Origin of the sequence: Methylomonas sp. HYX-M1, from assembly GCF_040741385.1 — a bacterium.
Taxonomy (GTDB): Bacteria; Pseudomonadota; Gammaproteobacteria; order Methylococcales; family Methylomonadaceae; genus Methylomonas; species Methylomonas rhizoryzae.
Genome location: NZ_CP160405.1, coordinates 1,416,207 through 1,441,163, shown reverse-complemented (window position 1 = coordinate 1,441,163; position 24,957 = coordinate 1,416,207). Strand labels below are relative to the sequence as shown.

The 24,957-nt window shown below is 51.8% G+C and carries 21 protein-coding genes; all 21 read right to left on the bottom strand.

Translation table 11 applies throughout. From position 1 onward, the window contains the following. Positions 1 to 56: 56 nt before the first annotated feature. Positions 57 to 1,268, bottom strand: a complete 1,212-nt coding sequence (locus AB0A83_RS06770) for a glycerophosphodiester phosphodiesterase (protein ID WP_150047537.1) — start codon at positions 1,266 to 1,268, stop codon at positions 57 to 59. A gap of 83 nt (positions 1,269 to 1,351) precedes the next feature. Then, on the bottom strand, positions 1,352 to 2,911 hold the full coding sequence (locus AB0A83_RS06765) for an alkaline phosphatase D family protein (protein ID WP_197737419.1): 1,560 nt from the start codon (positions 2,909 to 2,911) through the stop codon (positions 1,352 to 1,354). Positions 2,912 to 3,075: 164 nt separating this feature from the next. Continuing rightward, the gene (locus AB0A83_RS06760; protein WP_367155801.1) at positions 3,076 to 5,742 is read right to left on the bottom strand and encodes a fused MFS/spermidine synthase; all 2,667 of its coding nucleotides are present in this window, start codon (positions 5,740 to 5,742) and stop codon (positions 3,076 to 3,078) included. Between the two features lie 176 nt (positions 5,743 to 5,918). Then, positions 5,919 to 6,542 carry a putative 2OG-Fe(II) oxygenase gene (locus AB0A83_RS06755; RefSeq protein ID WP_367155799.1) on the bottom strand — a complete coding sequence of 208 codons (624 nt, stop codon included), beginning with the start codon at positions 6,540 to 6,542 and terminating at the stop codon, positions 5,919 to 5,921. Positions 6,543 to 6,734: 192 nt separating this feature from the next. Beyond that, positions 6,735 to 7,685 (bottom strand): HupE/UreJ family protein, encoded by a 951-nt coding sequence (locus AB0A83_RS06750; protein ID WP_150047533.1) that lies wholly within the window; start codon positions 7,683 to 7,685, stop codon positions 6,735 to 6,737. Continuing rightward, entirely contained in the window at positions 7,682 to 8,560 is an 879-nt protein-coding gene (locus tag AB0A83_RS06745; RefSeq protein WP_367155797.1) for a peptidyl-prolyl cis-trans isomerase, read from the bottom strand. The genes AB0A83_RS06750 and AB0A83_RS06745 overlap by 4 nt, the downstream gene beginning before the upstream one ends. Positions 8,561 to 8,757: 197 nt before the next feature. Further along, entirely contained in the window at positions 8,758 to 9,375 is a 618-nt protein-coding gene (locus AB0A83_RS06740; RefSeq protein WP_197737418.1) for a VPLPA-CTERM sorting domain-containing protein, read from the bottom strand. 30 nt (positions 9,376 to 9,405) lie between these two features. After that, positions 9,406 to 11,682, bottom strand: coding sequence for a hypothetical protein (locus tag AB0A83_RS06735; RefSeq protein ID WP_367155795.1), 2,277 nt, complete (start codon positions 11,680 to 11,682; stop codon positions 9,406 to 9,408). A 759-nt stretch (positions 11,683 to 12,441) separates the two neighbouring features. After that, positions 12,442 to 13,131 carry a YafY family protein gene (locus AB0A83_RS06730; protein WP_150047530.1) on the bottom strand — a complete coding sequence of 230 codons (690 nt, stop codon included), beginning with the start codon at positions 13,129 to 13,131 and terminating at the stop codon, positions 12,442 to 12,444. 40 nt (positions 13,132 to 13,171) lie between these two features. Continuing rightward, positions 13,172 to 13,546 carry a VOC family protein gene (locus tag AB0A83_RS06725; protein WP_367155793.1) on the bottom strand — a complete coding sequence of 125 codons (375 nt, stop codon included), beginning with the start codon at positions 13,544 to 13,546 and terminating at the stop codon, positions 13,172 to 13,174. Between the two features lie 203 nt (positions 13,547 to 13,749). Then, positions 13,750 to 14,007, bottom strand: coding sequence for a hypothetical protein (locus AB0A83_RS06720; protein WP_367155791.1), 258 nt, complete (start codon positions 14,005 to 14,007; stop codon positions 13,750 to 13,752). A gap of 610 nt (positions 14,008 to 14,617) precedes the next feature. Beyond that, positions 14,618 to 15,406, bottom strand: coding sequence for a WecB/TagA/CpsF family glycosyltransferase (locus AB0A83_RS06715; RefSeq protein WP_367155790.1), 789 nt, complete (start codon positions 15,404 to 15,406; stop codon positions 14,618 to 14,620). Between the two features lie 23 nt (positions 15,407 to 15,429). After that, on the bottom strand, positions 15,430 to 16,590 hold the full coding sequence (locus tag AB0A83_RS06710) for a glycosyltransferase (protein WP_367155788.1): 1,161 nt from the start codon (positions 16,588 to 16,590) through the stop codon (positions 15,430 to 15,432). A 4-nt stretch (positions 16,591 to 16,594) separates the two neighbouring features. Next, on the bottom strand, positions 16,595 to 17,800 hold the full coding sequence (locus tag AB0A83_RS06705; protein ID WP_367155787.1) for a lipopolysaccharide biosynthesis protein: 1,206 nt from the start codon (positions 17,798 to 17,800) through the stop codon (positions 16,595 to 16,597). A 36-nt stretch (positions 17,801 to 17,836) separates the two neighbouring features. After that, the gene (locus AB0A83_RS06700; RefSeq protein WP_367155785.1) at positions 17,837 to 18,652 is read right to left on the bottom strand and encodes a glycosyltransferase; all 816 of its coding nucleotides are present in this window, start codon (positions 18,650 to 18,652) and stop codon (positions 17,837 to 17,839) included. A gap of 61 nt (positions 18,653 to 18,713) precedes the next feature. Further along, positions 18,714 to 19,250 (bottom strand): serine O-acetyltransferase, encoded by a 537-nt coding sequence (locus AB0A83_RS06695; protein ID WP_367155783.1) that lies wholly within the window; start codon positions 19,248 to 19,250, stop codon positions 18,714 to 18,716. A gap of 6 nt (positions 19,251 to 19,256) precedes the next feature. Then, positions 19,257 to 20,975 (bottom strand): hypothetical protein, encoded by a 1,719-nt coding sequence (locus AB0A83_RS06690; protein ID WP_367155781.1) that lies wholly within the window; start codon positions 20,973 to 20,975, stop codon positions 19,257 to 19,259. A gap of 71 nt (positions 20,976 to 21,046) precedes the next feature. Further along, entirely contained in the window at positions 21,047 to 22,135 is a 1,089-nt protein-coding gene (locus AB0A83_RS06685) for a hypothetical protein (protein WP_367155779.1), read from the bottom strand. 238 nt (positions 22,136 to 22,373) lie between these two features. Next, positions 22,374 to 23,381: an NAD(P)H-dependent glycerol-3-phosphate dehydrogenase gene (locus tag AB0A83_RS06680; protein ID WP_367155777.1), complete on the bottom strand. Its 1,008-nt coding sequence runs from the start codon at positions 23,379 to 23,381 to the stop codon at positions 22,374 to 22,376. 5 nt (positions 23,382 to 23,386) lie between these two features. Next, positions 23,387 to 23,863, bottom strand: coding sequence for a protein-export chaperone SecB (gene secB, locus AB0A83_RS06675; RefSeq protein WP_150047517.1), 477 nt, complete (start codon positions 23,861 to 23,863; stop codon positions 23,387 to 23,389). Positions 23,864 to 24,448: 585 nt separating this feature from the next. Then, the gene (locus AB0A83_RS06670) at positions 24,449 to 24,886 is read right to left on the bottom strand and encodes a rhodanese-like domain-containing protein (protein WP_150047516.1); all 438 of its coding nucleotides are present in this window, start codon (positions 24,884 to 24,886) and stop codon (positions 24,449 to 24,451) included. Between the last annotated feature and the right edge of the window lie 71 nt (positions 24,887 to 24,957).

Genomic DNA, 24,957 nt, shown 5'->3' with positions numbered 1-24,957 from the left:
CGAGTCCCAACGCCACGCGTGGGGACCGTAAGCCCAAGCGCTTTGCAGCGCAATCCTTATCGGCGGGGATGGGAAGACGGCCGGCAGCGCCCGCCGTGCAGGGCCTCGCCGGCGTTGACGGCAGCCTCGCGGGCGGCCACCCCGGTATCGGCGAAATCGGTAAACAAGCCGTCTACGCCCAAATCGAAGTAATAGGTCATTTCCGCTTGCGGATCGCTGAAGCCGTATCCGCTGGAATCGTTGCGGAAGGTCCAGGTATGCACTTTCAATCCCACGGCGTGCGCGTTTTCGATCACCCCGGTACTGCCTTCCACCCGCCGGTCGTTGATGGTCAACTTACCGTCACCGTTTCGGTCGACGCCGTCGTCCACGGTTTTCAGCAAATAGGGTTTCCACGGGCCTATCGCATCCGCATAGCGTTTGACGAAACGCAAGCCTTGCGGGCTGAGCAAATCGGCAAAGCTGCGGCTATCGCCGGCCACCACGAAATCGTAAGGCTGGCGATACGGCGCCACCAGCGACATCGAGCCGTCCGGATTGACGTCGTCGGCATCGATCAGCTGCACCAACGGAATCCGGGTCAATTTGCTCAAATACTGCAAATTGGAGACTTCGAAGGATTGAATATAAACCGGCGCACAAGCGCTGTTGCCATATTCCCGGTGCAGTTTGCGCAGTAGTTTGTTCTCGAACACATGTTGGCCGAACAAACCGGCGTGAAAAGTCGAATGTTTGATTTCCGGATAAATACCGACGATACGTCCGGATTCCCGGCTTTTTTGCTTGGCCAGCGCAATCACTTCGTCCAGGGTGGGAATTTGGTACAAGCCGTCGTAGGCCGTGTTGGCCGGACGCAACTGCGGCAAGCGTTCCTTGGCGCGCAAGGTTTTGATTTCCGCCAAGGTAAAGTCCGAGGCGAACCAATCGTCGTAAGCCACGCCGTCCACCATCCGGGTGGTTTTGCGCTCGGCGAACTCCGGATGATCGGCCACGTCGGTGGTGGAACCTATCATAGGCTCGTGGCGGGCAATCATCTCGCCGTCCTTGGTCAACACCAAATCGGGCTCGATAAAATCCACCCCCATCTCTATCGCCAGCGTATAGCCGGCTATCGTGTGTTCCGGCCGATACCCGGCCGCCCCGCGGTGGCCGATAACGACGGGTTGATGGCCATGGCTATGCCGTTCGTGCGCTTGTGCGGGAGTTTGCATGATCAGACTCGCTGCTATACCGGTCAATAACAGCGTGTTGGACAAATCGCATTTCATAACGTTTTCCTCAAGATTGAATTTTTTGCCGCTGCCCTTCCCCACCGGACACAAACCGACAAGGAACGGCGGTTGTCATTCCGTTATCGGTACCCGCCGCGCTCCCGATGCTCAAAGCGATGTGCGCCGCCTTTAGCGTTCAAGGTTTTGCTGAACACGGTGGCACCGTTGATGTCTTTCAGCGCTACCGTCATCGCCTTGCTGCGGCGCTCTATCAGCACGTCGCCGAAAAACTGCAAACCGGCGTAGGGCGACAAGTTGACCTGGCCGGCCGGCGGGGCTTTGCTGAATACGACTTGCGGTCCGAAGGTTGCGTCGGTACTGTTGGGGCCAAAACTACCCGCGTTCAACGGCCCGGATACGAATTCCCAGAATGGGGCGAAATCGGTCGAGGCGGCCTTAGCCGGATCGTAATAATGCGCAGCCGCATAATGCACGTCGGCGGTTAACCAAACGACGTTGTCGATATGTCGGTGTTTGATGAAACTCAATAGGCGGGCAATCTCCAACTCGCGTCCGGCGGCAGAGCCGTCGTTGCCGTTGGCGATGGCTTCCCAGCGCGGATTACCCTCGGCGTCTTTTCCGTCGCCGATATTCAGGCCGATCGGCATGTCGGCGGAAATCACTTTCCACACCGCGTTCGAATCGTCCAATTCGCGCTCCAGCCAAGCCAATTGCCGCTCGCCTAAAAATGCCGTGACGGCACTTTGTTCGCTTTGCAAATTGGCAGTGTTAGGACCGCGGTAGCTACGCATATCCAAAACGAATACGTCCAGCAGCGGCCCGTAAGACAGTTTGCGGTAAATGCGTTCCGGTTCGTCCGCGCCGTGCGGGCGTAGCGGCGCGTATTCGTGGAAGGCTTGCGCGGCACGTGCCACCAGCAGCGGCACGTCTTTGACGCTATAGCGCGGATCGGCGCTCAAATCTTTGGCATCCGACCAATTGTTCACCACTTCGTGATCGTCCCATTGCCAGATCTGCGGCACCTCGGCGTTGAAACGCCGTACATTGTCGTCCAGCAAGTTATATTTGTAGCGGCCGCGAAACTCGGCCAAGGTTTCCGCGACTTTACTGACTTCAGGCGTCACCAGGTTATTCCAAATCCGCCCGTTTTCGGCAACTACCGAAGCCTGGATAGGACCGTCCGAATACACGCTGTCGCCGCTTTCGATGAAAAATTGCGGATGCACTTGCCGCATCGCTTCGTATATTTTCATGCCACCGAAATCCGGATTGATACCCCAACCCTGGCCACCGATGTCGCCGCCCCAAACGAAACGGATATCGTCGCGCGCGCCGATGCTGTGAAAATGTCCGGCAACCGGCTGGCTGAGGTTGCGCTGATTGGTTAAATCCTCGAACCAAACCTCCACGAATACGTCCGAACCCTCCGGCAACTCGGTCAAATCTTGGCGCGCGGTATAATCGGTTTCCGGCAACGCGTAGGGACCGCGTAGCGTTACCGCATCGCTAAACTGCTCGTCGAACGCATATTTGACCATCATCCGTGCCGGCCTATCGGTACGGCTCCAGATCACCGCCCGGCCCGGCGCCAGATCGCCGATTTGAATGCCCTGCTCCATTTGCGGAACGTCGTCGGCACCGGCCGCCAACGGCGCGGCCAGCGAAGCGGCTGCCAGCATCAGTGCCGCCCTCGTCGAAGCCTTAATCCTCTTCTTGCTACTGCATAACACCTTGCTGCGCATGTCGCCTCCCCCTCAATGTAAATGGAAGGCCGATTTTAGGCAGGCAGCCGTGACAACAGCGTGACCCGGCAATGACAGTTTGTAGACGGTGAACCGCCGACTTAGCGCGATTCAAACGCCCCGGATTCCAAACGGCGCAAGGCCTCCGCCGCTTCCGGCCGTGCCGGTTGCAGCCGGGCGAGCTCGCGCAAAAGAGTAATTGCGGCGCTTGAATCCCGGCTCGCCAACGCCATGGCCATATTCAGCAAAGGTGCGTAGGCCGGACGAAAGTCCGCGCTGGTGCGTAACACGGCCAGCAACGGTTCGCGCACTTGGGTCAGCATCGCCCCCGGATCGGCTAACGGCCTGACGTTGCGGCCGACTTGCAGGTAACGCTTTCCGGCCGACCAATACGCCGCCAACCGCAGCCGGTCGGAAGACTCGCTATCCTCCGTTTGGAGCAGCTCGCCGGGCTGCAACGACCATTCCTGCAGCAGCGTCAGCAGGCGGTCGCCGGGTTGCGAATCGGGTAAATAGGTAATACGCGGCGCCCGATAGGCAACCACCGGCCGGTCGTCGGTATTGAGCTGGGCATTCCCGCTAAACCGGGCCAAGGCCGCAGGGCCCGCCTGGAAGCTGCCCAGCAAGGCCCATTCGTCTTCGAAGCCGTAATCCGCCGGCTCGACCCCGAAATCGTTAGCCGCCAAGCGTTGCCGGATCGCCGCTAAATCGAATCGGCGGCCGTCGTTGCGCGCCAGCAAACCCACAACCGGGGTTTGTAAACTATTGCTGGCCAACATTGCCCAACCGTGCGGATAAACCGCCAGAAACGTCGCCACGATGCTGCGCAAGGTATCGGCATCCAGCTGGTGTAGAGGCAACCATTGGCAGAACAGGCCGCCGGGCGCCAAGCGCTCCCGCACCGCCCGAAAATGCTCCAGGGTGTAAAGCGCGCCGGAACCGCTACGGGCCGGGTGAAAATTATCGGCAACCACCACATCGTACTGCCGGCGGCTGGTGCGGACAAACCGCCTGGCGTCGGCAATTTGCAGATGCAGCCGCGCCGGCGCGCCGCCGGCCGCTACATCCTGGAAAAACCGCGAGGCTTGAGCCACCTCGGGCAACAACTCCACCGCATCCACCTGCAGCGCGCGGTCCTCGGCGGCGGTCGCGGCGGTGACGCCGGTACCCAAGCCGAGAAACAGCGCGCGCTGCGGCGCAGGGTGCAACAGCAGCGGCAGCATGCCTTGCCGACCGTCCACCAACCCGGTCGCGCTGCTGCCTTCTTGCTGGCGGTTGTTGATTCTGAGTGTGACCACCCCGTCGGCATCTTCGACCACGCTGACCGCCGCCATCGCCCCTTCCCGGTAGCTGGCCAGCCGGCCGCCCGGCGCCAGCTCGACAAACCGCAACGGCGGCGCCCATAGCGCAACGGCCAAGATCAGCGCCAGCGGCCAGCACGCTAAGCGAGGCAACCGGCGCGCGCTAATGGCCGCCAGCACGGCGTAGCCTGCGGCGACGGCCAGCAGTGCAGCTTTGGCCCCGAAGGCCGGCGTCAGCCAGACTCCGAACACTGCCGGGGCGAACGCAGCCCCCAAAGTATTGGCGCCGATAGCCCGGCCGAAACCGGCCCCGCGTGCAGCCGCCCATCGGCTCAAATGGCTGAAAGCCGCCCCCATGCAAACGGTCGGCAAGCCGAAAGCGACCAAAGCCAGCAAGGCTTCGGCGCCGATCGCGCCGGCCAAACTGCCCGCCATATTCCGCGCCGCCCAGACCTTGAGCGCATCCCCTGCGTACAAACCGGCCGTGCCGATCAAACACGCGCAGGCCAAGCCGGACAGTAATAGGCCGGCAACCCTGGCGAAAGCGGTCTCGCGCGGACGCATGCGCTGGTACACCGCCGCCCCGGCGGCGCTGCCGAGCAGATACACCGCCAACAACACGGCGAAGGTGTACACGGTGTCTTCGGCCAACTGGCTCACTACCCGCACCACCATGACTTCGTAACCGATGCCTAAAAAACCGCTCGCCGCCAATCCGAACAAAACCAAACCGAGCTCGTAGCGTTTATCCTGCGCCGGCAGGCCGTGACCAGCCAACGGCGCCGACAGCCAGCGCCATGCCGCCCAGGCACACACTGCGTTCAGCGCCACGCATAGCGCGGTCGTCGCCGTCAGTCCTAACTCCGGAACCAAGCAAAACGCGGCCGCCAGCACCCCGCACACCGCGCCCAAGGTATTGGCCGCATACAGCCGCGCGATACAACGTTGACTGTGCTGCCAACCGGCAAGCACCCGTTCCATCGCCGGCAGCGTGGCCCCCATTGCCGCAGTGGCGGGCAACAGCAATAAAAAAGTGCCGCAAAACGCCACCGTCCATTGCCGGACCGCCGACGGTTGCCCGCCTGTCAAGCTCAGCATCCATTCGCTGTATGGCTGCATCGCTATGATCAACATTACCCCCCAAACGGCGATCACGGCTTCGCAAGCGGCATAGCAGCGCAACGGCTTGCGGCTGCGCTCTATGCCGGGCCCCAGCACCAAAGCGCCCAAGGCCAAACCGCCGAAAAACGCCGCCAACACGGCCAGCACCGCCGCCGATTCGTGCCCCAGCCATAATGCGCATTGCTGGGTCCAGACGATTTGATAACCCAAACCGGCAAAGCCGGAGGCGAGCATCAGGGTCAGCGAAATTCGCCGCGCCCCGGTTACCGAAGCCGAACCGACATCCGCTTTCAGGCCGGATGCGCCGCCGGGCGCCGGATCGGTTGTCCGGACCGGCGCTAACATACCGCGGCGTCTTAACGGCCTAACGCGCATAACAACATGGCAATCAGCCCCGACAATGTAAAGTTTTGAAAGTTGGATCGACGCTCCGTCGCGATTCCAATGCCTGTTCGCCGCGAGGCCGCCGCTCCCACCATGACTTCCATGGTAATTTTCACAATCATCTAAAGACCTCGGCATCAGCCGGCGAAGCGGATCGTGTAACCCCAGGAATCCAAACCGGCCGGAATTGCGTTCAAGGCCAGCGTGATACGCCGGGCTCCGGCATTGGGCGGCACCGCGTGCATCAAATAACTCGGAAACAGCACCAGATCGCCGGGAGACGGCGCGGGGCTGATCCACTTTTCGGCGTTGTACGGGCCGGTCGCCACGCCCGCGTGATCGTTTTTAAAACTGAAATCGACCCCGCCCGGCGACTTCATGAACACCGTGCGCGACGATGGATCGGCCGGGGTCAAATACACCACGCCGGAAATAAAGCTGTTGGCATGGTTGTGCATGGCTTGGTGGCCGCCGTTATCCAACACGTTGACCCACATTTCCTTGATGGACCAGCCCAAGCGCTCGCCGAACAACAGCGCGCCGAACTCGACCAGCTTAGGCGTTATCAACCCGGCCGCCTCCACGAGTAAAGGGCTGTCGCCCGGCTGCAACATGCGGGTATGCACCAAATTGGCGGAAGAATTGTTTTCCTCGGTGGCCAATGCGCTGAAATGCGCCGCCAAACCCTGCACTATCGCCTCCGGCACGCAGGCCGGAGCGCGCATCAACGGGGTCGGAAACAAACCGATCACTTCATCCATTTCGATTGCCTTAAAATCCGGTAACAAATAGGTTTCTTAATTTTTATGGCCGGGGCGATTAATTAGCCTGGAAAAATTGCCAATGATTCAGCCTTGCTCATGTTGCGGGACGCGACAGAGGACTTGAATCGCGATTCGCGTCGCTCCTACAAAAGTTGCGGAGCGATGATCTTGATCTCGCCGGCATCAGGCTCAAGCAAAAATCGCCAAGGCCCGCTCCCAGGACCAATAAGCCGCCAGCGAGCCGATACCGTATAGCGCCGGCGTTCTGGCTAGCGCCCATTGCGGATGCGCGCGCGCAAACCGCCACAGTGTCCAAGCCAATGCCAGCACCGCCAGCTGGCCGATTTCCACGCCCAGATTAAAGGTCAGCAAGGCCGGCAATAAATGATGCTCGGGCAAGCCGATGTCCTGCAAGGCGCCGGCAAACCCCAGCCCGTGCACCAAGCCGAACAAAAACGCCAACACCCCCGGATAGCGGCGAGCCAAGGTCGGCCGGGTATGCAAGGCTTCGCCGGCTACCAACACGATGGACAAGGCGATACAGGCTTCCACCGGTGCCGAGCGCAACGTCAGCCACCCCAATGCGCTCAAGGCCAAGGTGGCGCTATGCGCCGCGGTGAAGGCGGTAACCGTCCAAATCAGCCGGCGTTCGAAGCCGACCAAAAACAGCAAACCGGCCACGAACAGCAAATGATCGACGCCGCTCAAGATGTGCTCGACACCCAGGCCGGTATAGACGGCGACAATCTCCGCCGCCCCGCGCGTGTCGTCCGCCCCGCCGAACAACTGCACGCCGGGCCGGCTCGCCGTCAGCGTATATACCCGGTCGCGGCCGTCCAGCCAATATACCTTGAGCAACGCGGCCGAATAACGCTCGCCTACGCCGTTGACCGTCAATTCGCCTTTCAAGCCCTCCGCGCCGCAATGCAGATTGTTTTCCGCGACATGACAACGGGCCGGCCATTGCACGCTGAGATCCTCGCTGACCGGGCGCTTTTCGCCCGAGCCCCATTGCCACAGAAATTCGCCGGGAGCCAACTCGCGCAATTGCAATTCCGCCATGCTCATTTCGTGCGCCGCTGCCGTGACGCTGAAAGCCGCGCACCAGCAAACCGCCCAAATTACTATCAAGCGCCTCATTCGCTGACCACCTCGAATTTGATCCGGTATTTCTTGGCCAACGCCCGTACCGCCGCGGTACGCTGTTCCGCCATGGTGGCGTCGGTCCAGTCTTGCAGCACGATTCCGCGCAAGGCTTGGAAATCCGCCGGTTTGGGCGGCGAGAGCCCTTCCAGCCTGATCGCCCGCCAGCCTTTGCCGGCGGGCAAGGCTTGCCAGGCGCCTGTAGGCGCTTGCGTCAAAGCCGCGACGAAGTCGCTGCCGTAACTTTGCTCCAGGTTTGCCTGCGGCCGGCCTTTGAACACCCGCAAGCCGGCGTTGGCTTCGCCGGTTTCAGCCGAATTCAAGCGGGCCGCGAACGCCCGCACCGCGGCCTCCGAGTTGTCCCCGGACAACACCGCTTCCTGAAAATCGTAACGCGCCGGCTCGTCGTACTTGTTGCGATGGCTTTCGAACCAAGCGCGCAGCACCTCGTCGTCGTAAGCCGGCAATTTGGTGTTGGCGTCTATCACGCTCAAGGCCTTGAAAATCACGCGCTCCCTAATCGCATCGTCGCCCTTGTCCAACTGCATCGCCAAACCTTCCCGGTACAGCACTTCGTTATCCAGCCAGATTTGCTGCAAAGACGTCATTTCCTGCGGGCTGGGCTCGCGGCCGCTGGCGGTTTCGAACACGCCTTCGATTTCGTCGTCGACTTCGGTGGTAATCACTATGGTGTCGGGGTCGTCGCGCAAACCGACCACATAATGATCGATGCCGAACAAAGCGCCACCCAACAACAAAAAATGCAACAACGGTTCGCGCAGCCAACCGGGCGTGCGTAGCGTAGCCTCCGGCCGGGCGGAATCGGCGGCGGGTTTAGAATCGGCAATCGCCGAAATAGGTAAACTGGACATAGGACACATCGTAAAAATTAAATCCAAACAAGCAACCGAAAGCGCCGCAGGCCATAAACGTGCGGCGCTTCGAACTAACGTTCATGAAAAAGCGGCATCACCCCAGCAAATAAAAGTTTTTCTGTGGGAGCGACGCCCTCGTCGCTCCCACCATGACTTTCAGAGTAACGATTAACCGGATTTAAGCCGGTTCAAACTCAAACCGCCGCTTTGCGCCGGCCGGCAACACCCAACATCGCCAAGCCGGAGCCCAACAGCCAGGCCGCCGCCGGAACAGGTACCGCACTGACGTTATCCAACGCCACATAATTCACGCCGGCTTCGGTGAAGTCGAACGACAGCGCGGTGCCGCTGAAGTTAAACGTCGCCATGCTCCAGCTGTCGTAAGCGCTTGAGCTATTCGCCGCCAAATCGAAACTACCCAACAGCTCGCCGCTGCCGTTCAACCCCGAGTAGGCCTTGACCGCGCCGCTGACGTCGGACGGACTCGCGTAGTAAAAAGACAATGCAGCATCCACGCCGGCCGCGACGTTCATATAGGCGGTATCGTGCGCGTAAGCCGTGCCTTGCATGGACGGCGCATTGCTGTAATAAGTGAAATCGGCGTCGTTGGACAGGCCGGAGATATTGACGAAGGACACGCCCAGATCGGCACCGCCGCCGGAGCCGTCCGCCGCCGTACCGCCGTTGTAATAGTCGTCGACGTCGCCCGTGGCGTAGTCCCAGTCTTTTTCGAAATCCACCAGAAACGTGGTGGACGCGAACGCAGGCGACGCGGTAAACAGCGCCGCCGCAAGCAAACGTTTGCTAAACATATTCGATTCCTAATCAGTCGAGTTAATTGATTACTTCACGCCGGCCACGACGGTGGAACCGGCCACTTGCACGTAGATCGGGTTGCTGTAGAACCACAAATCCGCCCAGGCTGCCACGTCGTAAGCCAGCATTTTCCGGCCGTTGACCGTCGGCAAATGCGCCGGACAGCCGTCGATAGGCGTCGAACCTTCGGTATACGTGGCGCCGTTGTCCGGAACGTTGCTACCGGTGGTGGTGCACGGAATTTTCAGATTGGCGTTTTCGGCGATGGCATCGTTACCGCCGGATACGCTTGGATTAACCGCGGTGGCATTGGTGTGAATATCCGCCAAGGGGTTGCCGTCAGCATCGGTTTCGTAAGGTACCGACGGCGGCAAGTTGCTGCCGCGCAAGCGCACATATTGCGAAGCGCTTACCGCCGGAATCCGGTAAGTCATTTTCAAAAACTCGTTGCCGGCATCGGCCCAGCTGGCGTCGTTAAAGCTCATGATCACCGCAGCCGAAGTATTTTTCGCCGCCGCCGGTACCAAGCTCATATCCGGATTACTGACCCAGTTGTTCGGCCAAGCGCCGGCGTAATCTTCTGCGCCCGGCGTGCGGTAGCCCGTGACCATGCCGCGGATCAAATCGATATGATCCAGCTCAGGCGCATTCAAGGCTTGATCTATACCGACCTGCAACAAAGACGGGTTGGGGAAGGAATAAGGCGAGTAGTTGTGCCCGTCAGGATCGCGCACCACGACGGAGACGACGATTTCCGCACCTTTACGCACCACCAGTTTCTCGCCCATGGTGGCACAACCGGATTTGTCGACGTCGGTGTTTTGTTTAGCCGCGGCAATCGCCAACGCTTCCACGGCCGCATTAGGCCGGTAGCCCGGGCCGGGATAAGAGGCGCAAGCGATGAAACCCAAGCGGTCGATCAATTGGCCGCTGGTGGCGAAGCTGTTACCGCTGCGCAGACCGTCTACGATGCTTTGCGGACGCAGCTTGTCGTTGCCGTTGCGCACCATCACGTAATCGCGTTGGTATTCGCCGGGGTAAAAGTCTTGGGTGGTACGGCGGTCGTCGGGGCCGAAGCTGCCGCGGTTATGCCAGTCCGAGCTGGCGAAAAACCAGAAATTGCGTCCCTCGCCCAATAAAGCATCCCATACGCCGCCGACTTGCGCGCCGTACACCCCGGTGCCGCCCCAGGTGGTGCCGCCGGCCGAATCGACGTTGGTACCGCCGATATTGTTGCGGCGGATGGTGTATTCGCCGCGCGCGTCCGATGCGCCGTGGCCGGGTTGGGTTTCCATGCCGAAGACGATGTTAGGCGCAATGTTGTTGAAGTTACGCAAATGTTCGACGTTGAAACCGTTGTTGCCGTTCGGATTGAACGGACCGGCGCGCTCCAAGTGGGCGGGCGCGTAGTAACTGGTGTTCGGGTGGAAGGCCGCCATCCATTTCAAGGCTTCCAGCGTTTTGGCGTGCCCCCGCTCGCCGGCACCGCTGCCGCTGGCGGGCATCAGTTTTTGCGCGGTGCTGTTCCAGTTGGGATCGGCCTCATTCAAGCTGCCCGGAACCGAGCAATTCCAGTTGTTGCCCTCGCTGGAACCCACCGTAGTATTGCCGCGCCCGGTATCGGTATCGTTACGGTCGAAGCAATATTCCCATTGAGCCAAGGCATTGGCGTCGCCCAACGCCACATAACCGGCAGAACCCGGCAATTGCGCGTTATCCAGCTCGGCCGGAATTTGTCCGGTAATCACCGACATGGAGGTATGCTCGTGGCCTGGAACCACTGTTTCCACACCTATGAACAACGGCAAATCCTTTTGGGCGTTCAGGTACTCCACGATCGGATACTGAAATTCCTGAAGCGACTGCCAGCGCCACATTCTTTGATTGGGGGCCGAACCGGACACCAAACCTTTAGGCTGAACCGCAGGATTGCTGCTCTGCCAGGTGGTGGTCGGGCCTTGCAGCTCGCCGCTGCCGGAATACACCAAAGGATAAGCCGGAGTTTCCAGACTGGCGTCTTCCGCCAGGGTACAGTTGCGGTTGCCGCTGCCGCCGTGGCCGGCTTGTACGAACCAATCCAGGCCCCAAGGCGTATCGATTTTATCGGTAGACTTCTTGACCAGCTTCTGCATCGAAATCGAACCGTCCGAGCAAGTGGTATGGTTGTGGAAGTCACCGGAGACGTATTGGCCCTGCGCCTTACCTGCTGCCGTGGCGGCGACCGGAGTTGCCGCCAACGTACCGCCGCCGATGGCGGCGGCGACGGCCAAGGCAACCTGGTTCTTTCTGAACGCGGTTTGCATATCACGATTCCTCTGAGTAATTGTTAGGATAGTTTTTAGTCGCATGATTCCTTTGCGGGCGACACTCAATCCGTTACGCAATTACTATCAAGGCAGTGTTACAAGGTCTTTACTATAAAAAAATTTAGCGGTGCTTCACAAATTGAATTCATAAGCGCCGGGCCTAAACGCGAGATTCAAGCCATTTGCCGGCAGCGTAAAATTCGGTCAGAAATTCGTCCGGAGAGAAAAAGCGCGAGCGAAACCGACCAAGCCGAACCGCATTCAACTAGCTTTCATTCTGCGCGGCAACGACCTGCCGGTTGAGCAACTCCGTAGTAGAAATTGCTGCCATATATTCGGCCTCTGTTATACCTCATACGCTAAGCGTTTTTGTGCTCGGTAAAGCCGACAAAATAGCCCTTAGAGCTTTATTTACCGATTCGGTAAAGCCGACAAAATAGCCCTTAGAGCTTTATTTACCGATTCAGAGTGGGTGAAAATGGCCGCCACATCTAAGGTCAACCCGATGCTTTCGTCTCGAACCGCCTAACCATCATGAAACTGGTGCATCGCCCCGGCAAATGAAAGCCAGTTTGGTAGGAGCGACGCATAGTCGCGATGAGAGGCCTTGCAAATCGCGACTATGCGTCGGTCCTACCAAGACGTTCTGAGGATTGAAGTTTTTCGGTGGGAGCGACGCCCCGTCGCGACGAAGGCGTCGCTCCCACCATGACTTTCAGAGTAAGAGTATATGCACCAATTTTATGTACAGCCCGTTTAACAAGCATGCAACCTATGCATGATGTCGATGAAATCTTGCAGGCTTTGCCCTTGCGCATCCTCGAAACTGTCCGGCAGGGTTTGCAGCGCTTGAATTCTATCGACCCGGAAATTGCGGAAATCGCCGCGCAGCTCGCACCAACCGACCAGCGTCCACACGCTGCCCCAAAAATACAAGCCCAACGGCTTGATCACGCGCCGGCTGACCTGATTGTCGGCCCGGCAATAATCCATCCGCAACAAGCGCTTTTGATCGATGGCCTTACGGCAGGCATCCAGGTAAACGTCCAAATCGGCGCGCGTACCGAAACGCAAGGCAAACAGCTTGCTGCTATCGATGTTGTGCTGCAGATCGCCGGGGATCACCGCGCTGATCTTATCCAGCGCGGACTGCACCGCATGTCCCAATTCCTGCCCTGCCCAGCTTTTAGCCAAACGCGCCGCTACGGCCAAGGCCTGAATCTCGTCGGCATTGAACATAATCGGCGGAATGTCCAGACTGTGCCGCAAGCGGTAACCCACGCCCGCCTCGCCTTCTACCGGTACGCCGGATAGGCTGAGATCTTGGATGTCGCGGTAAATGGTACGCTCGGAAACTTCCAGCCGTTCGGCCAAGGCCTTGGCGGTAATCTGCCGTTTGTTACGCAGGATTTGGACGATTTGAAACAAGCGGTCGGCGCGGCGCATGGGTAAAAAGGCGGCCGGTTAAGGCCGCCTGCAGAGTCGGTCAAGCGGGAGAATATAAACCGACCCGGTTTCCTTCGCTATCTAAAAACAGCGCGAAATAACCGCAATCGCCGTCGTGTATCGGCGTTTTCGGCACCAACACACTGCCGCCTTGGCTAACAGCCCTGTCCAACGGTGCGCTCAAATCCGCGCCGCCGTTGAAATAAACCACGGCGCCGGTTTGACTGGGCTGGTAACCATCGCCCAAGACCAACATGCCGCTGACCGCGCCATCCTCGGCACTGAAGATCGCCATCTGAAAAGGGTCCATGGCCTCGTCTTTGAATTCCGCCGCCAACACTTCGCGGTAAAACGCTTTGGCGCGCGCCATGTCGGTGACCGGAAGTTCAAACCAAGTGGCTATATTGTTATTCATCGGATACTCCGTTGCGTGTTAAGGAACGGCTATGTTAAGCGGCGCCTCCTGACAGCGTGATGTCAGTAGCCTGAATCCGGTTGAAATTTTTTCTGACGATTCAGCCATTCCGGTAGGAACGGTGCGCGTCGCAAATTGCAGCATCGAATCGCGACTCGCATCGCTCCCACTATCAATATCCGCATGCGGCATCAACCCCGTCATCAATTACCGGAGTTGTTATCGCCGAACAGACGCAGCCAAAACCAAACTTCAAATGCGGCGCCGAACGCAAAACCTAAATTACCGGCCGCGCTATAACCAGCCGCATAGCAGGCCAGAGCAAGCAAGAAAATAATCGCTGTAAAAAAATGCCGTTTCAACGCTGCGTAGTTCCAATTTGTCCACGGACAGGGCTGGAGCCACTTGAGATCCAGCACATTGATTAAACCGGGTTTCAATGCAAGCCACTCCAGACGCAATTAGGGTTTCGCTAAAAATAACGTCCCGAAATGACTCTTCCTGCCTAACCGTTCGTGCTGAGCTCAGTCGAAGCACAAACGGTTAGGCTTGGCGGATGTTCGTATTTTCCCGTCCATTCTTCGACAAGCTCAGAATGAACGGGAAAATCCTTGTAACCTGAAACAGGGAATTATTTTTAACCATATCCTTTGCTGCGTAATCGGCCATTTCGATGCCAGCATCCCTTCGGTTACGCTTCCGGTAGTCTCCGGAAGGGCTTTCCCAACTTCGGGTGCGAGTCATCCGGATAGGCTTTATACGGGATTACAGCACATTTTGACTCATGCGCCGTTATAGAAACACTAACCTTCTGAAACAAGGCCAAGGAAAAGCATTGATAGTGGCAGCGACGCGAGTCGCGAATAATTTGCCGAATCGCGACTCGCGTCGCTCCTACGAGGATTTTCTAGTAGTGCGTTGGAACAAGGCAAACAGTGGACGAACGGAATCTACGCGTGCTGAGCGGCCTTAACGTTTGGGCAATTGGACACTAGGGCTTAACTTTTCCGGCTCCGGAACAACGGCGAATACCCGTTAAGCCCATTACATAACGGACAGGCCAATCGCTTGTTAGCCAAACTTAACGGCGCGCTTCAATAGCCGGATCAATACAAAATCGCGCAGCAGTATCGCAAGGAATATCGGATTGGTAGTGAGGTAACGTTTGACCAAGCGCTTATCGTTCCACATGCGAAACAGCCACTCCAAGCCGTGTCTTTGCATCCACAGCGGCGCGCGCGGAACCCGCTCGGAATGAAAATCGAATGCCGCCCCGACACCGACTTGCACCGGCACCTGAACTTGCGACAGATGCGCATCTATCCATTTTTCCTGCTTGGGCGCGCCTAGTCCCACCCAAAGAAAATCCGCTTTAGCGTCATTAATCAGCGACACCAATTGCCCATCTTCTTCCGCACTCAACGGTCGGAAAGGCGGCGAATGCCAGCCGACTATCTCCACGCCGGGATATTTCGCGCGCATTTTGCTGACCAAATCCTCCAGTACGTCCGGCTTGCCGCCCAGGAAAAAATGCCGCCAACCCTTGCTCCGGCCTTGATCCAGACACTTCAGCATCAGGTCCGGCCCGCAAACGCGGGTAGCCGCCGCGCCCAATACCCAATTGGCGTACCAGACCAAAGGCAAACCATCCAAAGATACGAGCGAACGATTGTTAATGTCGCGAAAATCTTGATCATGCAGGCAGGTGATTACAGTATGAACGTTGGCGATACACACTTGATGAGAAATACCTTCAACTATCCATGACTCAAATTGCTGAAGGACCTCTTGATAATTGCGAATCGAAAATCCGACTCCCAAAATATCAATGCTTTTTTCTCCCATCGTTTGAATTTTCATAACATTGTTAAAAATAAATACTATTAAGTGTGTAAAACATCATTATAAATAGACATTAGCAACTGATAATTCTTTTCCGCCGTATATTTTTCCAAATAAGTAGTATAGGCATTACGCCCGAATTGTCTGCAGCACTGTTCGTTATCAAATATCCAACGGACTTTATCGGCAAGTTCTTGCGAATTACCTGACTCAAAATGCCAACCTGTCACCCCGTCTTCTACGATTTCCGCCATGCCGCCCAAACGACTGCACAATACCGGTAGCCCATTAGCGAACGCTTCCACCAATACCATCGGGAATCCTTCATACCATTCGGACGGCATGACCAGGAAAGACGCTCGTCTCATGTACATCGAAACAGCCTCTGCCGGTAGTTGTCCCAAATATTCAATGCCCGGTCTATCAACCGCGATTTCATTTAAAGGCCCGCTGCCGATAATTTTCAGAGGATATTTCTCACCCAACGATTCCCAAGCACGAACCAAAGTAGACAAACCCTTTTCAGAACTCAAGCGTCCAACAAACAAAGCGAAATTTTCCCGATGATCTAAGTTAACATCCTTATTATTCGCTGTCACAAAATTGGGCTTTACGGAAATTTTGTTATCAGAAAATCCTGCTTCTACAAATTTTGATTTGGCAAACTGTGTTAATGCGATAAATCTATCCACTTTGGATAACCAAGTTTTTTTTCGCCGGTGTACAGCCACCATATTCCCTACAACTAAACTACCTAGTATAGAGCCTCGATAACAGCGATATAAAGCTGCTTGAAAAGGGCTGCCGGAAATACACTTTTCACAAATCTTGCCGTCCCGCATTAACAAAGCGCCGGGACAAATCAAACGATAGTTGTGTAAAGTCTGAACAACGGGAACGCCTGCCAGTTGACACGCATCGTAAATGGAAGGCGAAATTTGTGGGAAAAAGTTGTGAACATGAACCAAATCAGGACGGAACGAATTTATTTTTGCCAATGCCAGATTACGGCTATTTACAGAATAATGCGTCGCTAATGCCAGTTGCACTTTGCCGGCAAAATTGGTCTTTAACAGATTATTATCAACACAAAATGTTTCGACAATATGTCCATGATCTGAAAGTAAATTCAATTCTGTTGCAAAAACACTATCTTCGCCACCTGCTTGCTGATAGTAATTGTGCACATATAAAATTCGCATAATTCTATGGGGTATTGTATGAAGAGTTCCGTTTTAGCAAAAGTATTACTAAAAGATCATACATTATTAAAACTGAAACAGCCCCATATGCGCCTGCAGATTTTATAAAAAAAATACTTATTAGCAAGCAAAACAAAGAGAGAGAAATAAATTTAATTGTTAACACAGAAGACTTCTTATAAGAAGATAGCTTAATAACCATATAATAAGAAACAATGCCACTAGGAACAATACCCAAAGAAGCCATGCTCCAGGAATTTACACCATCAAAAAAACTTTTACCCGCAATCAATCGTAAAATTTCCTCTGAAAACAAATTAGAAAATGAGCTTATTATGAATGTAATTGAGACTACTGTTATTAAGCATTTGTGAGCCATGTTTTCTCCTTTTAGCTTATCAATTCCTGAATATCTGTGAATGATAGGAGAGAATGTATATAGTACAGGGTTTACTACTTGCCAAGTTAAAGTTCTTATCTTGTCAGCAAGCGAATAATAACTTAATTCACGGGATCCGCAAAAGCTCTGTATTAAAAAAGGAATACCTAAAGACAAGATCAAACTAGAAATTCGCTTTAAAAAATATGAGAAGCCCATATTTATTGCTTCTACAAAAAAGCAGAAATCAGTCTTTACAAAGAGGCTAAACCCCTTTCTGCATAATAAGGAAAAAAGAGCAATTGAAACAAAAAAACACAATGCAAAATTAGATAAAAAATAAATCCAAATATCATCAGGAGTCATAACGTATAAATAAACAAACACACCATGAGCAAGCCGGGCTATAGAATTGATTGCTCCGTAACCCACTTGACACCCCTTATGAATTAAGAGATAGCTAGGAGGAAAAAAAGAAAAAAACACCGTTGCTTGAGATAATATGAAAATTTTTGCATAACTAAACGATCCTGAAAAATAGAGCAAGCACATGCAAATAATAGTAGACACAACAACCATTAATAAATGAATTGAAATCAAAGAAACTGATCTTCGATTTTCATCGCCGCCATTATTCGCCAACAATCTTGGACCTATGGAGCACAAACCGAAATCGGCAAAAGTCAAGCATGCGGAATTCAGGATTTGTAGGTAAGCTAAAACACCATAATTATCAACCCCTAATCTCCTAGTTAACAATGGAATCATTAACATAGGAACAAGTATGCTAATAAAATTATAAATCCAATGAGAAAACAACCCTTTAATCACAGGTAAATTAAGCTCCAAACATAAACAAACACTTACTTAATAAGCTGACTTTATTAAAGTCCTTATGCTATTAATTTTTTTAGCCAATTTTGGTGAAATCACACGACACCAAAGACCAGGATCTAAAACTCCGATAATAGATTGAATACTGTTGAATTCAACATGCTTGACTCTAGCTTTAAGATGATTAAATGCTTGGGCTCGAGCTTTGCGCACTCCAATAGAGTTATCTGATCTCACGTACTCAATTAAACTATCTTGAACATTGGAAACATAGTCATTGTTTATAGAAAAAATATCGTAAAATAAATATATATCTTGCGCAGACTTTATTTCAACTGGATATTTCCAATTATTTTTTCTGAAAGCATCTAATCTAAAAGCGACAGTTGGATGAGATAGCGGATAACCACATCGAAATGCTTTTAATAATTCTTTTTTTGTAATTGGAGGAGAAAACTCACCAATTTTAGCGCCATTTTGATCAATTATATCAGCGCCCCCCCCTAATACAGCACAGCACGTGTTACTAGTTAAATAATCTAGTTGTACTTTAAGTCGACCGAGCTTATATATGTCACCTGCGTCAATTCTTAAAGCATAATCGAATCTTCTTTCTAACGAAATATCTAGAATGGTATTCAATCCATGAGCAACACCGAAATTAGCCTCACTTCTAATGAGTTCGACCATATGTACGCCACATTGGACGTTTGTTTTTAATGGCTGAGGGCTTCCATCATCATATACAAAAATTGTTGTGCTCAAATAATCGTCTTGAGAAATTGAATCTAAAGTACAATTCAATCCATCTTGATTATTATAGGCCGGAATCAAAAAACATACTTTCATCTACTTAAGGACCTCTGATTAATTCGTTGTTCCAAACTTCAGCTTCAATTAAATAAATAGCTTACACATCATTTTCTTGAAAATTTTCATTAATCAGAGGTTCCCTAACGGTCTTAATTACTTTTCCTGGATTTCCAACAACTACAGAATACGGCGGAACATCTTTAACTACCACTGAACCAGCCCCAATTATCGAACATTTTCCAATAGTTATTTTACCTATAATAACTACATTAGCTCCCACATCAACATAATCTTCAATTATCGGAGAGTCTGCAGATGAAGCATCAGTCTTTCCTACACCGATAGTCGTATTATGTCTTAGAATGCAATGACATCCGATTTTGACTCCATCATTAATAACCAAACCTTGTCCATGATAAATAATTAAACCACTGCCAATCTTCGTCTTCCATGGAATTTCAACTCCTAAAATCCATTCTACAAACACTCTATAAAATACAGCGTAAGGAAACATAATAAGTTTAATTGCGTTCGGAGCTTCACTTACTAATGATGCTAACCTAAAAAAAGTAGCAATCATTCTTCCTTTTGGATTAGCTTTGTTCGCTATCCAATCTTGAAATATATATAACATAAGAAATTAATAAACAAACATCTCATCGCCATACAGTAGAATAGGCATGGCTGTCAAGCTCACAGTAGACGCCCCTAGCAATTCGCCTCTACTTTGGTCAGAAAACCATTGCTTGTTTACACTAGCGAAATCACTTAACTGCATACTCGCTGCCCCTACTGTAGCCCATACTATATATCCTCTGGAACCATTTTTATCGACCTGAATTAATACAAATCCTTTTTCTCCGGATTGAATAATCTTTACATCCGAACCTACAAGCCATTTTTTTACCGTGTCATATACCACGCCAGTTGTGGTTAAATTTGCAAAGTCGCTTTCTACTAATGGCGGATTACTGGTTTTTGTTTGAGAGCCTTCGTAGGTGTAATATGAGTAATTATCTACCCCTAACGCCGCATTCAAAGCCAACCCCTGCGCCAAAGCGCTTTCATTTGATAGAAGTGCGCAAGCCGTGGTCCCCGTACATCCGGAATTCGTTTCTGTATTCCAAATTTCTTTTTGTCCAAGTCCTGCTTCGTTTAACATTTCCCGGAGGTTTTTTAATTGCCAATATGAAATCAGCGGCGTTCTGCCCGTATAAGAATGAACGCTAAAACCGTCTACATAATCGCCTCCGCCGGCAGCAATAAACGTAGAAAGAAAGCGATAACCGTAAGTTGTCACGTTAGGCCCAATAACTTTATTTTCCGGATCGATTGCCTTTAATTCTTCGTATGCAATTTTAACCAGTTCCAGCATTTTAGCCGGGCTATTCTCCCAATGCTTCTTAATATCGGCTTCATTCCATACTTCCCATACTTTAATAATACCTTTATAACGATTACCTAGCGCCTGAACATAACTGCGCCAATTATCTAAATCGCTTGGTAACGTGCACGATGAAGGCCCATAGGGAGAGGAATTGCATTGCGTAGCGCTATTGGTACCAGCCCAAACAGGTGTCATACCTAAGGTATAAATAAACTGTAAGTTAAAATTATTGTTTCGCCCATATTTAATATAATAATCCAGGCGCTTTGCGTATTGATTCTGTGTCCAATTGATTCCTGCTTGTTCCGGTTGAATCAGTGCCCAGGTAGTACCTGTATCCCATAACCGCAGTGTCCCCGGGTTAAAACTAGGCCATATATTATGAGCACCTAAACGGTTAACATGTACTCCAAAATACGCATTATTAACATTGTAAACTCCAGTTAGATTTCCTTGGTCCGTTCCAACTTTGGCTAATGGAATTTCTCCGACGCTGGCGGAATTCATGCAAATCGATACGTTGGTATCTTTTACCGCCAGCCTGACAGAGCCATTTTCCCCAGTTGTATTGATTCCATTTAATTCAATAATTTGCCAATTCGATATGGAAACTATACGACTAGAAAATGCCTCATAGGGCGCGGAATCCTTTCTAAAAAATATTTCTACTTGCGTAGGCGCACTGCTTTTTATCCAGGCTCGAAAGTTATACGCTTTATTCGCCTTTAATATTGCTGGAATAACCAGCTCGGCATCTCCATTACCTCTTGATAAGAGCTTAAACGATGTAAGCCCTGCGGTGCTCGCACTGTCATCGGACAGCAGCGAGCAAGCCGGATCGATCGGATTGTAATCAAATTCCGGTACAACCGTACCCCATGAATTGACTTTCCATTCTTGCATTTCAGCGGCTTGACCGGCCTGAGTAACGATTAGGACAACCAATAAAATTATTTTATTTAGACTCAACATAAGCCCTCCTATATATCAAGACAACATCTATTCGTCCTCCCCCAGACGAGATAAATAACGATATTACACATTCACGGAGAACTACTCCGCAGCTTATCCGCCCTTTCCAATTGCGACATGATGAAAAAATAAAAAACCATTACATGCTGATATATTAATACATTATCCGTCATGAATATAATAGTCATAAACAAGGATATTCCGCGCTGCTCTAGTGAGTATCGATTGTTTAACATAAAAACAAAAGCAAGAAAAATTAAGATTCCATATTGCAAAATTATTAATAGCAAATCATTATGTAACCTTACATCCTGAGTTTTAAACGCATTCATGAATAAATGATTTAACGTATATACCACTTTATTTTCGCCAGCCCCCCAAAACATATAGTCAAAATAGTTAAAATTTAACGCCTTTAACGATAGCGACCAAAGTACTTGCCGCCCCATAGCAAGTTGATTTGCGGATTGTTTAAGGGTATCGTGAATTAGTTGGTCGAAACTTCCAGTGGCAAATTCTATACAAATCACAAGACCGATCGCACTACCCAAAGTAACGACATAGGGATTCAATATTAATCTTTGGATTAACTTATTGCACAGACGCAATAAAACCAACGCTATAATTGCCAATAACACTATTCGTTTCAGCATTAATATGCACAGTGCGCTTGCCAATAAAAACCAAAAATATCTTTTTACGGTAAAAAAATAAACTGCTATTAATCCAACGGGAAACGCCAACGTACTTTCAAACGAGGACTCTGAATTCATTATCGAAAACGAAAATTGTCCGGAGCCAAGTACTCCACGCATACTTAAAATAAATAGAAAAAACAGATAAAACAACATCCAGCGAAAGTCTATTTCTATCTTTGAAAAATTAAAAATAGAAAACAAAAACGAGTATACGAATATAAAATAAAACATCTTAAACCCATTAAAATCTACGTCGTATACGGATGGCAAACCGGCCAATAGCAATAGCAAAAAAGGAGTGGCATAGTTATAGAATTTAAAATTCCCAAAAGCCAACCATATAAAAAAACAAAATAATGGAGAAAGATAAAATGCGTATCTTAAGATATGAACTCCGGACATAGAGAATCCGAGCAGAATGATTATTATTCCAAATGCATATTTTTCTGCTTTGTTATCCATAATTTAAATTTCATACGATTTAAAAAACGTCGACAGCAGTTGCCCACTACAACTACTGTAATTTTATATATTTGTAATCATTTTTCATTGATCATTACAAATATTTGCACAAACAATTGTTGAAATTCTCTAATCAAGTGAAAGAGTTTGGTACGCCTCAATCGCCACGAGGCGTCGCTCTCACTGCGCTTCGCTTTATTACAGGTAGCTAGCAACTTTCCATAAGAGCTCGTAGAGTTCAACATTCAGACTTCTGATCCCGCCCCAATAAATTATGAACCGCTTTTTTAGGGTCTAATTTTTCAAATAAGACAAGGTAAACCTGTTCGGTAATCGGCATTTCCACGTCCAGCGTCTGCGCGAGAAGGTAGGCTTCTTTCGCCGCCGAAATACCTTCTACCGACTGGCCTATTTCGCCCAGTGCTTGGGCCTGTTCCGTGCCTTGACCTAGTGCCAGTCCGAACCGCCGGTTTCTGGACTGGTTGTCGGTGCAGGTCAAGATTAAATCGCCAAGGCCGGCCAAACCCATAAAGGTATCGGCTTTGCCGCCCAGTTTTATCCCCAGCCGCATGATTTCGGTGAGCCCGCGGGTAATCAAGGCCGCGCGGGTGTTGGCGCCAAAGCCCAGGCCGTCGGCTATGCCGGCGGCGATGGCCAGTACGTTTTTGCAGGCGCCGCCCACCTGCACCCCGATCATATCGGTACTGGTGTATACCCGAAAGCAGTGATTGTGAAATACACCCGCTACTTGTTCGGCTATTTCCGGGTATTCCGACGCGACGGTCACCGCGGTCGGCAAGCCTTCCGCCACTTCTTGGGCAAAAGTGGGGCCGGATAACACGGCGGTTGGCGTTTGCGCGCCCAATACTTCAACGGCAACTTGACTGAGTAAGGCGCCGGTTTCGCTATCGAAGCCTTTGGTTGCCCAAACGATGCAGAGGATGCTCTCTAATTCTTGTAGTTGCTCTCGCAGCTTATAAAGCGTGGCTTTGAAGGCGTGGCTGGGCACGGCCAGCAAAATCAGGTCGGTGCCTTTAAGGCATGCGGCCAAGTCGGCGGTTGGCTGGAGATTGGGCGGAAATGCGACGCCCGGCAGATAGCGCAGGTTTTGCGCGGTCTGCCGCAGGCTTTGGATGTGGCCGGGATTGTGCCCCCAAAGCCTGGTGTCGCAGCCGTTTCTGGCGGCCTGTATCGCCAGTGCCGTCCCCCAGGAGCCCGCTCCGAGGACGCTGAGTTTTGGGGGCATAGGGTTTAGTTGATGGTTTTATTTTCGGCAGCGGCTTGATTTTGCTGATTTTGTTGCAAGTGCTGCATGTATAAGGCGTCGAAATTGACCGGCGCCAGGTTGAGTTGCGGGAAACCGCCTTTATTGACGATGTCGGCAATGGCTTCGCGCGCATACGGAAACAAGATGTTCGGGCAGAAGCTGGCCAGCATGTGGCCCATTTCTTGTTCGGTAAAACCGCTGATGGCAAAAATGCCGGACTGTTTTATCTCTATCAAATATGCGGTGGTTTCGCCGACTTTTACCGTGACGGTGATGCTCAAGGTAATTTCGTACATGGAATTTTCCAAGGGCTGTACGTTGGTACCCAGGTTAAGGTCCAGGCCGGGTTCCCATTTTAAGGTGAAGATTTTGGGGGAGTTCGGGGTCTCGAAGGATACGTCTTTTAGATAGATTTTTTGGATGGCGAATTGTTTTTCGCCGGTTTGGGTGGTTTCAGCCATTTTTCCTGTTCCGTTAGTTAAGATTTAATCTGAAAGTCCGCGTAGGGGCGACACCTAGTCGCGATTTCCATGCCATGCCGTTCCAATGAGCCTTTCGGCCGCGCTCGACAACGCTTTGCGAAGCTTGAACGGCTTTACCGTTCGACCTCCATCCAGCTCAGGGCGAACGGTTAAATGACATGGGTCGTGATTCTAGGCTATTTTCGCGTCTTCGCGTCGTTCCTTTGTTTCCGGCTTTTATCGACCGGGGGTATTGCCGTGTTTTTATGGATTTTACTCTGAAAGTCATGGTGGGAACGACACATAACCACGATTCGCAAGGCCATCATCGCGACTATGCGTCGCTCCTACCAAACTACCTTTCATTTGCCGGGGCGATTGCCAGGCCTTCATGATCGTTAGTTTGTAACTATTCAGCCAGTTTGGTATTCAGTAGGAGCGACGCGAGTCGCGAATTGGCTGCGGCGTAGAATCGCGGCTTGCGTTGTTCTTACGTCTTTTTCGCGACTCGCGTCGCTCCTACGTATTCATGCGTTCGGACTATCGCCGCTCCGAGATAAACCGAGCACCCGCTGAATCGTTAGCTTAGTCTTTGCTTTTGCCTAGTTTGATCGGCAGTTTGTTGTCTTCCCAAGATTGCATGCCGCCGGTCATGTTGATGACCTGAGCAAAGCCGGCTTTGCTGAGCGTTTTACAAGCCGGTACCGAACGCGCGCCGGTTTGGCAGGTAACAATGAGGGGATTAGACTTGTACTTTTCCAGCGTCGGCAGTTTTTCTTCCAATTTACCTAGCGGTACGTTAATCGCATTTTCGATGTGGCTTTTGGTAAATTCCGCTGTCTCCCTGACGTCAAGTATCACTGTGCGCTCGTCGTTCATTTTAGTTACTGCGATCAACGCCGATACGCTTTCGAACCCGTTGAAGGAGTTGGCTATCAAGTCTTGAACCAACAGGAAAAAAACGCATATCCAGGAAAACGAAAGCAGGTAATGATTGGTTAGAAATTCTATGTATTGTTCCATTGTAGTGGCGGAAAGTTTCGGTTGAATGAAATTACTATGAAAGTGATGGCAAGACAGCCTTTAAATCGCGG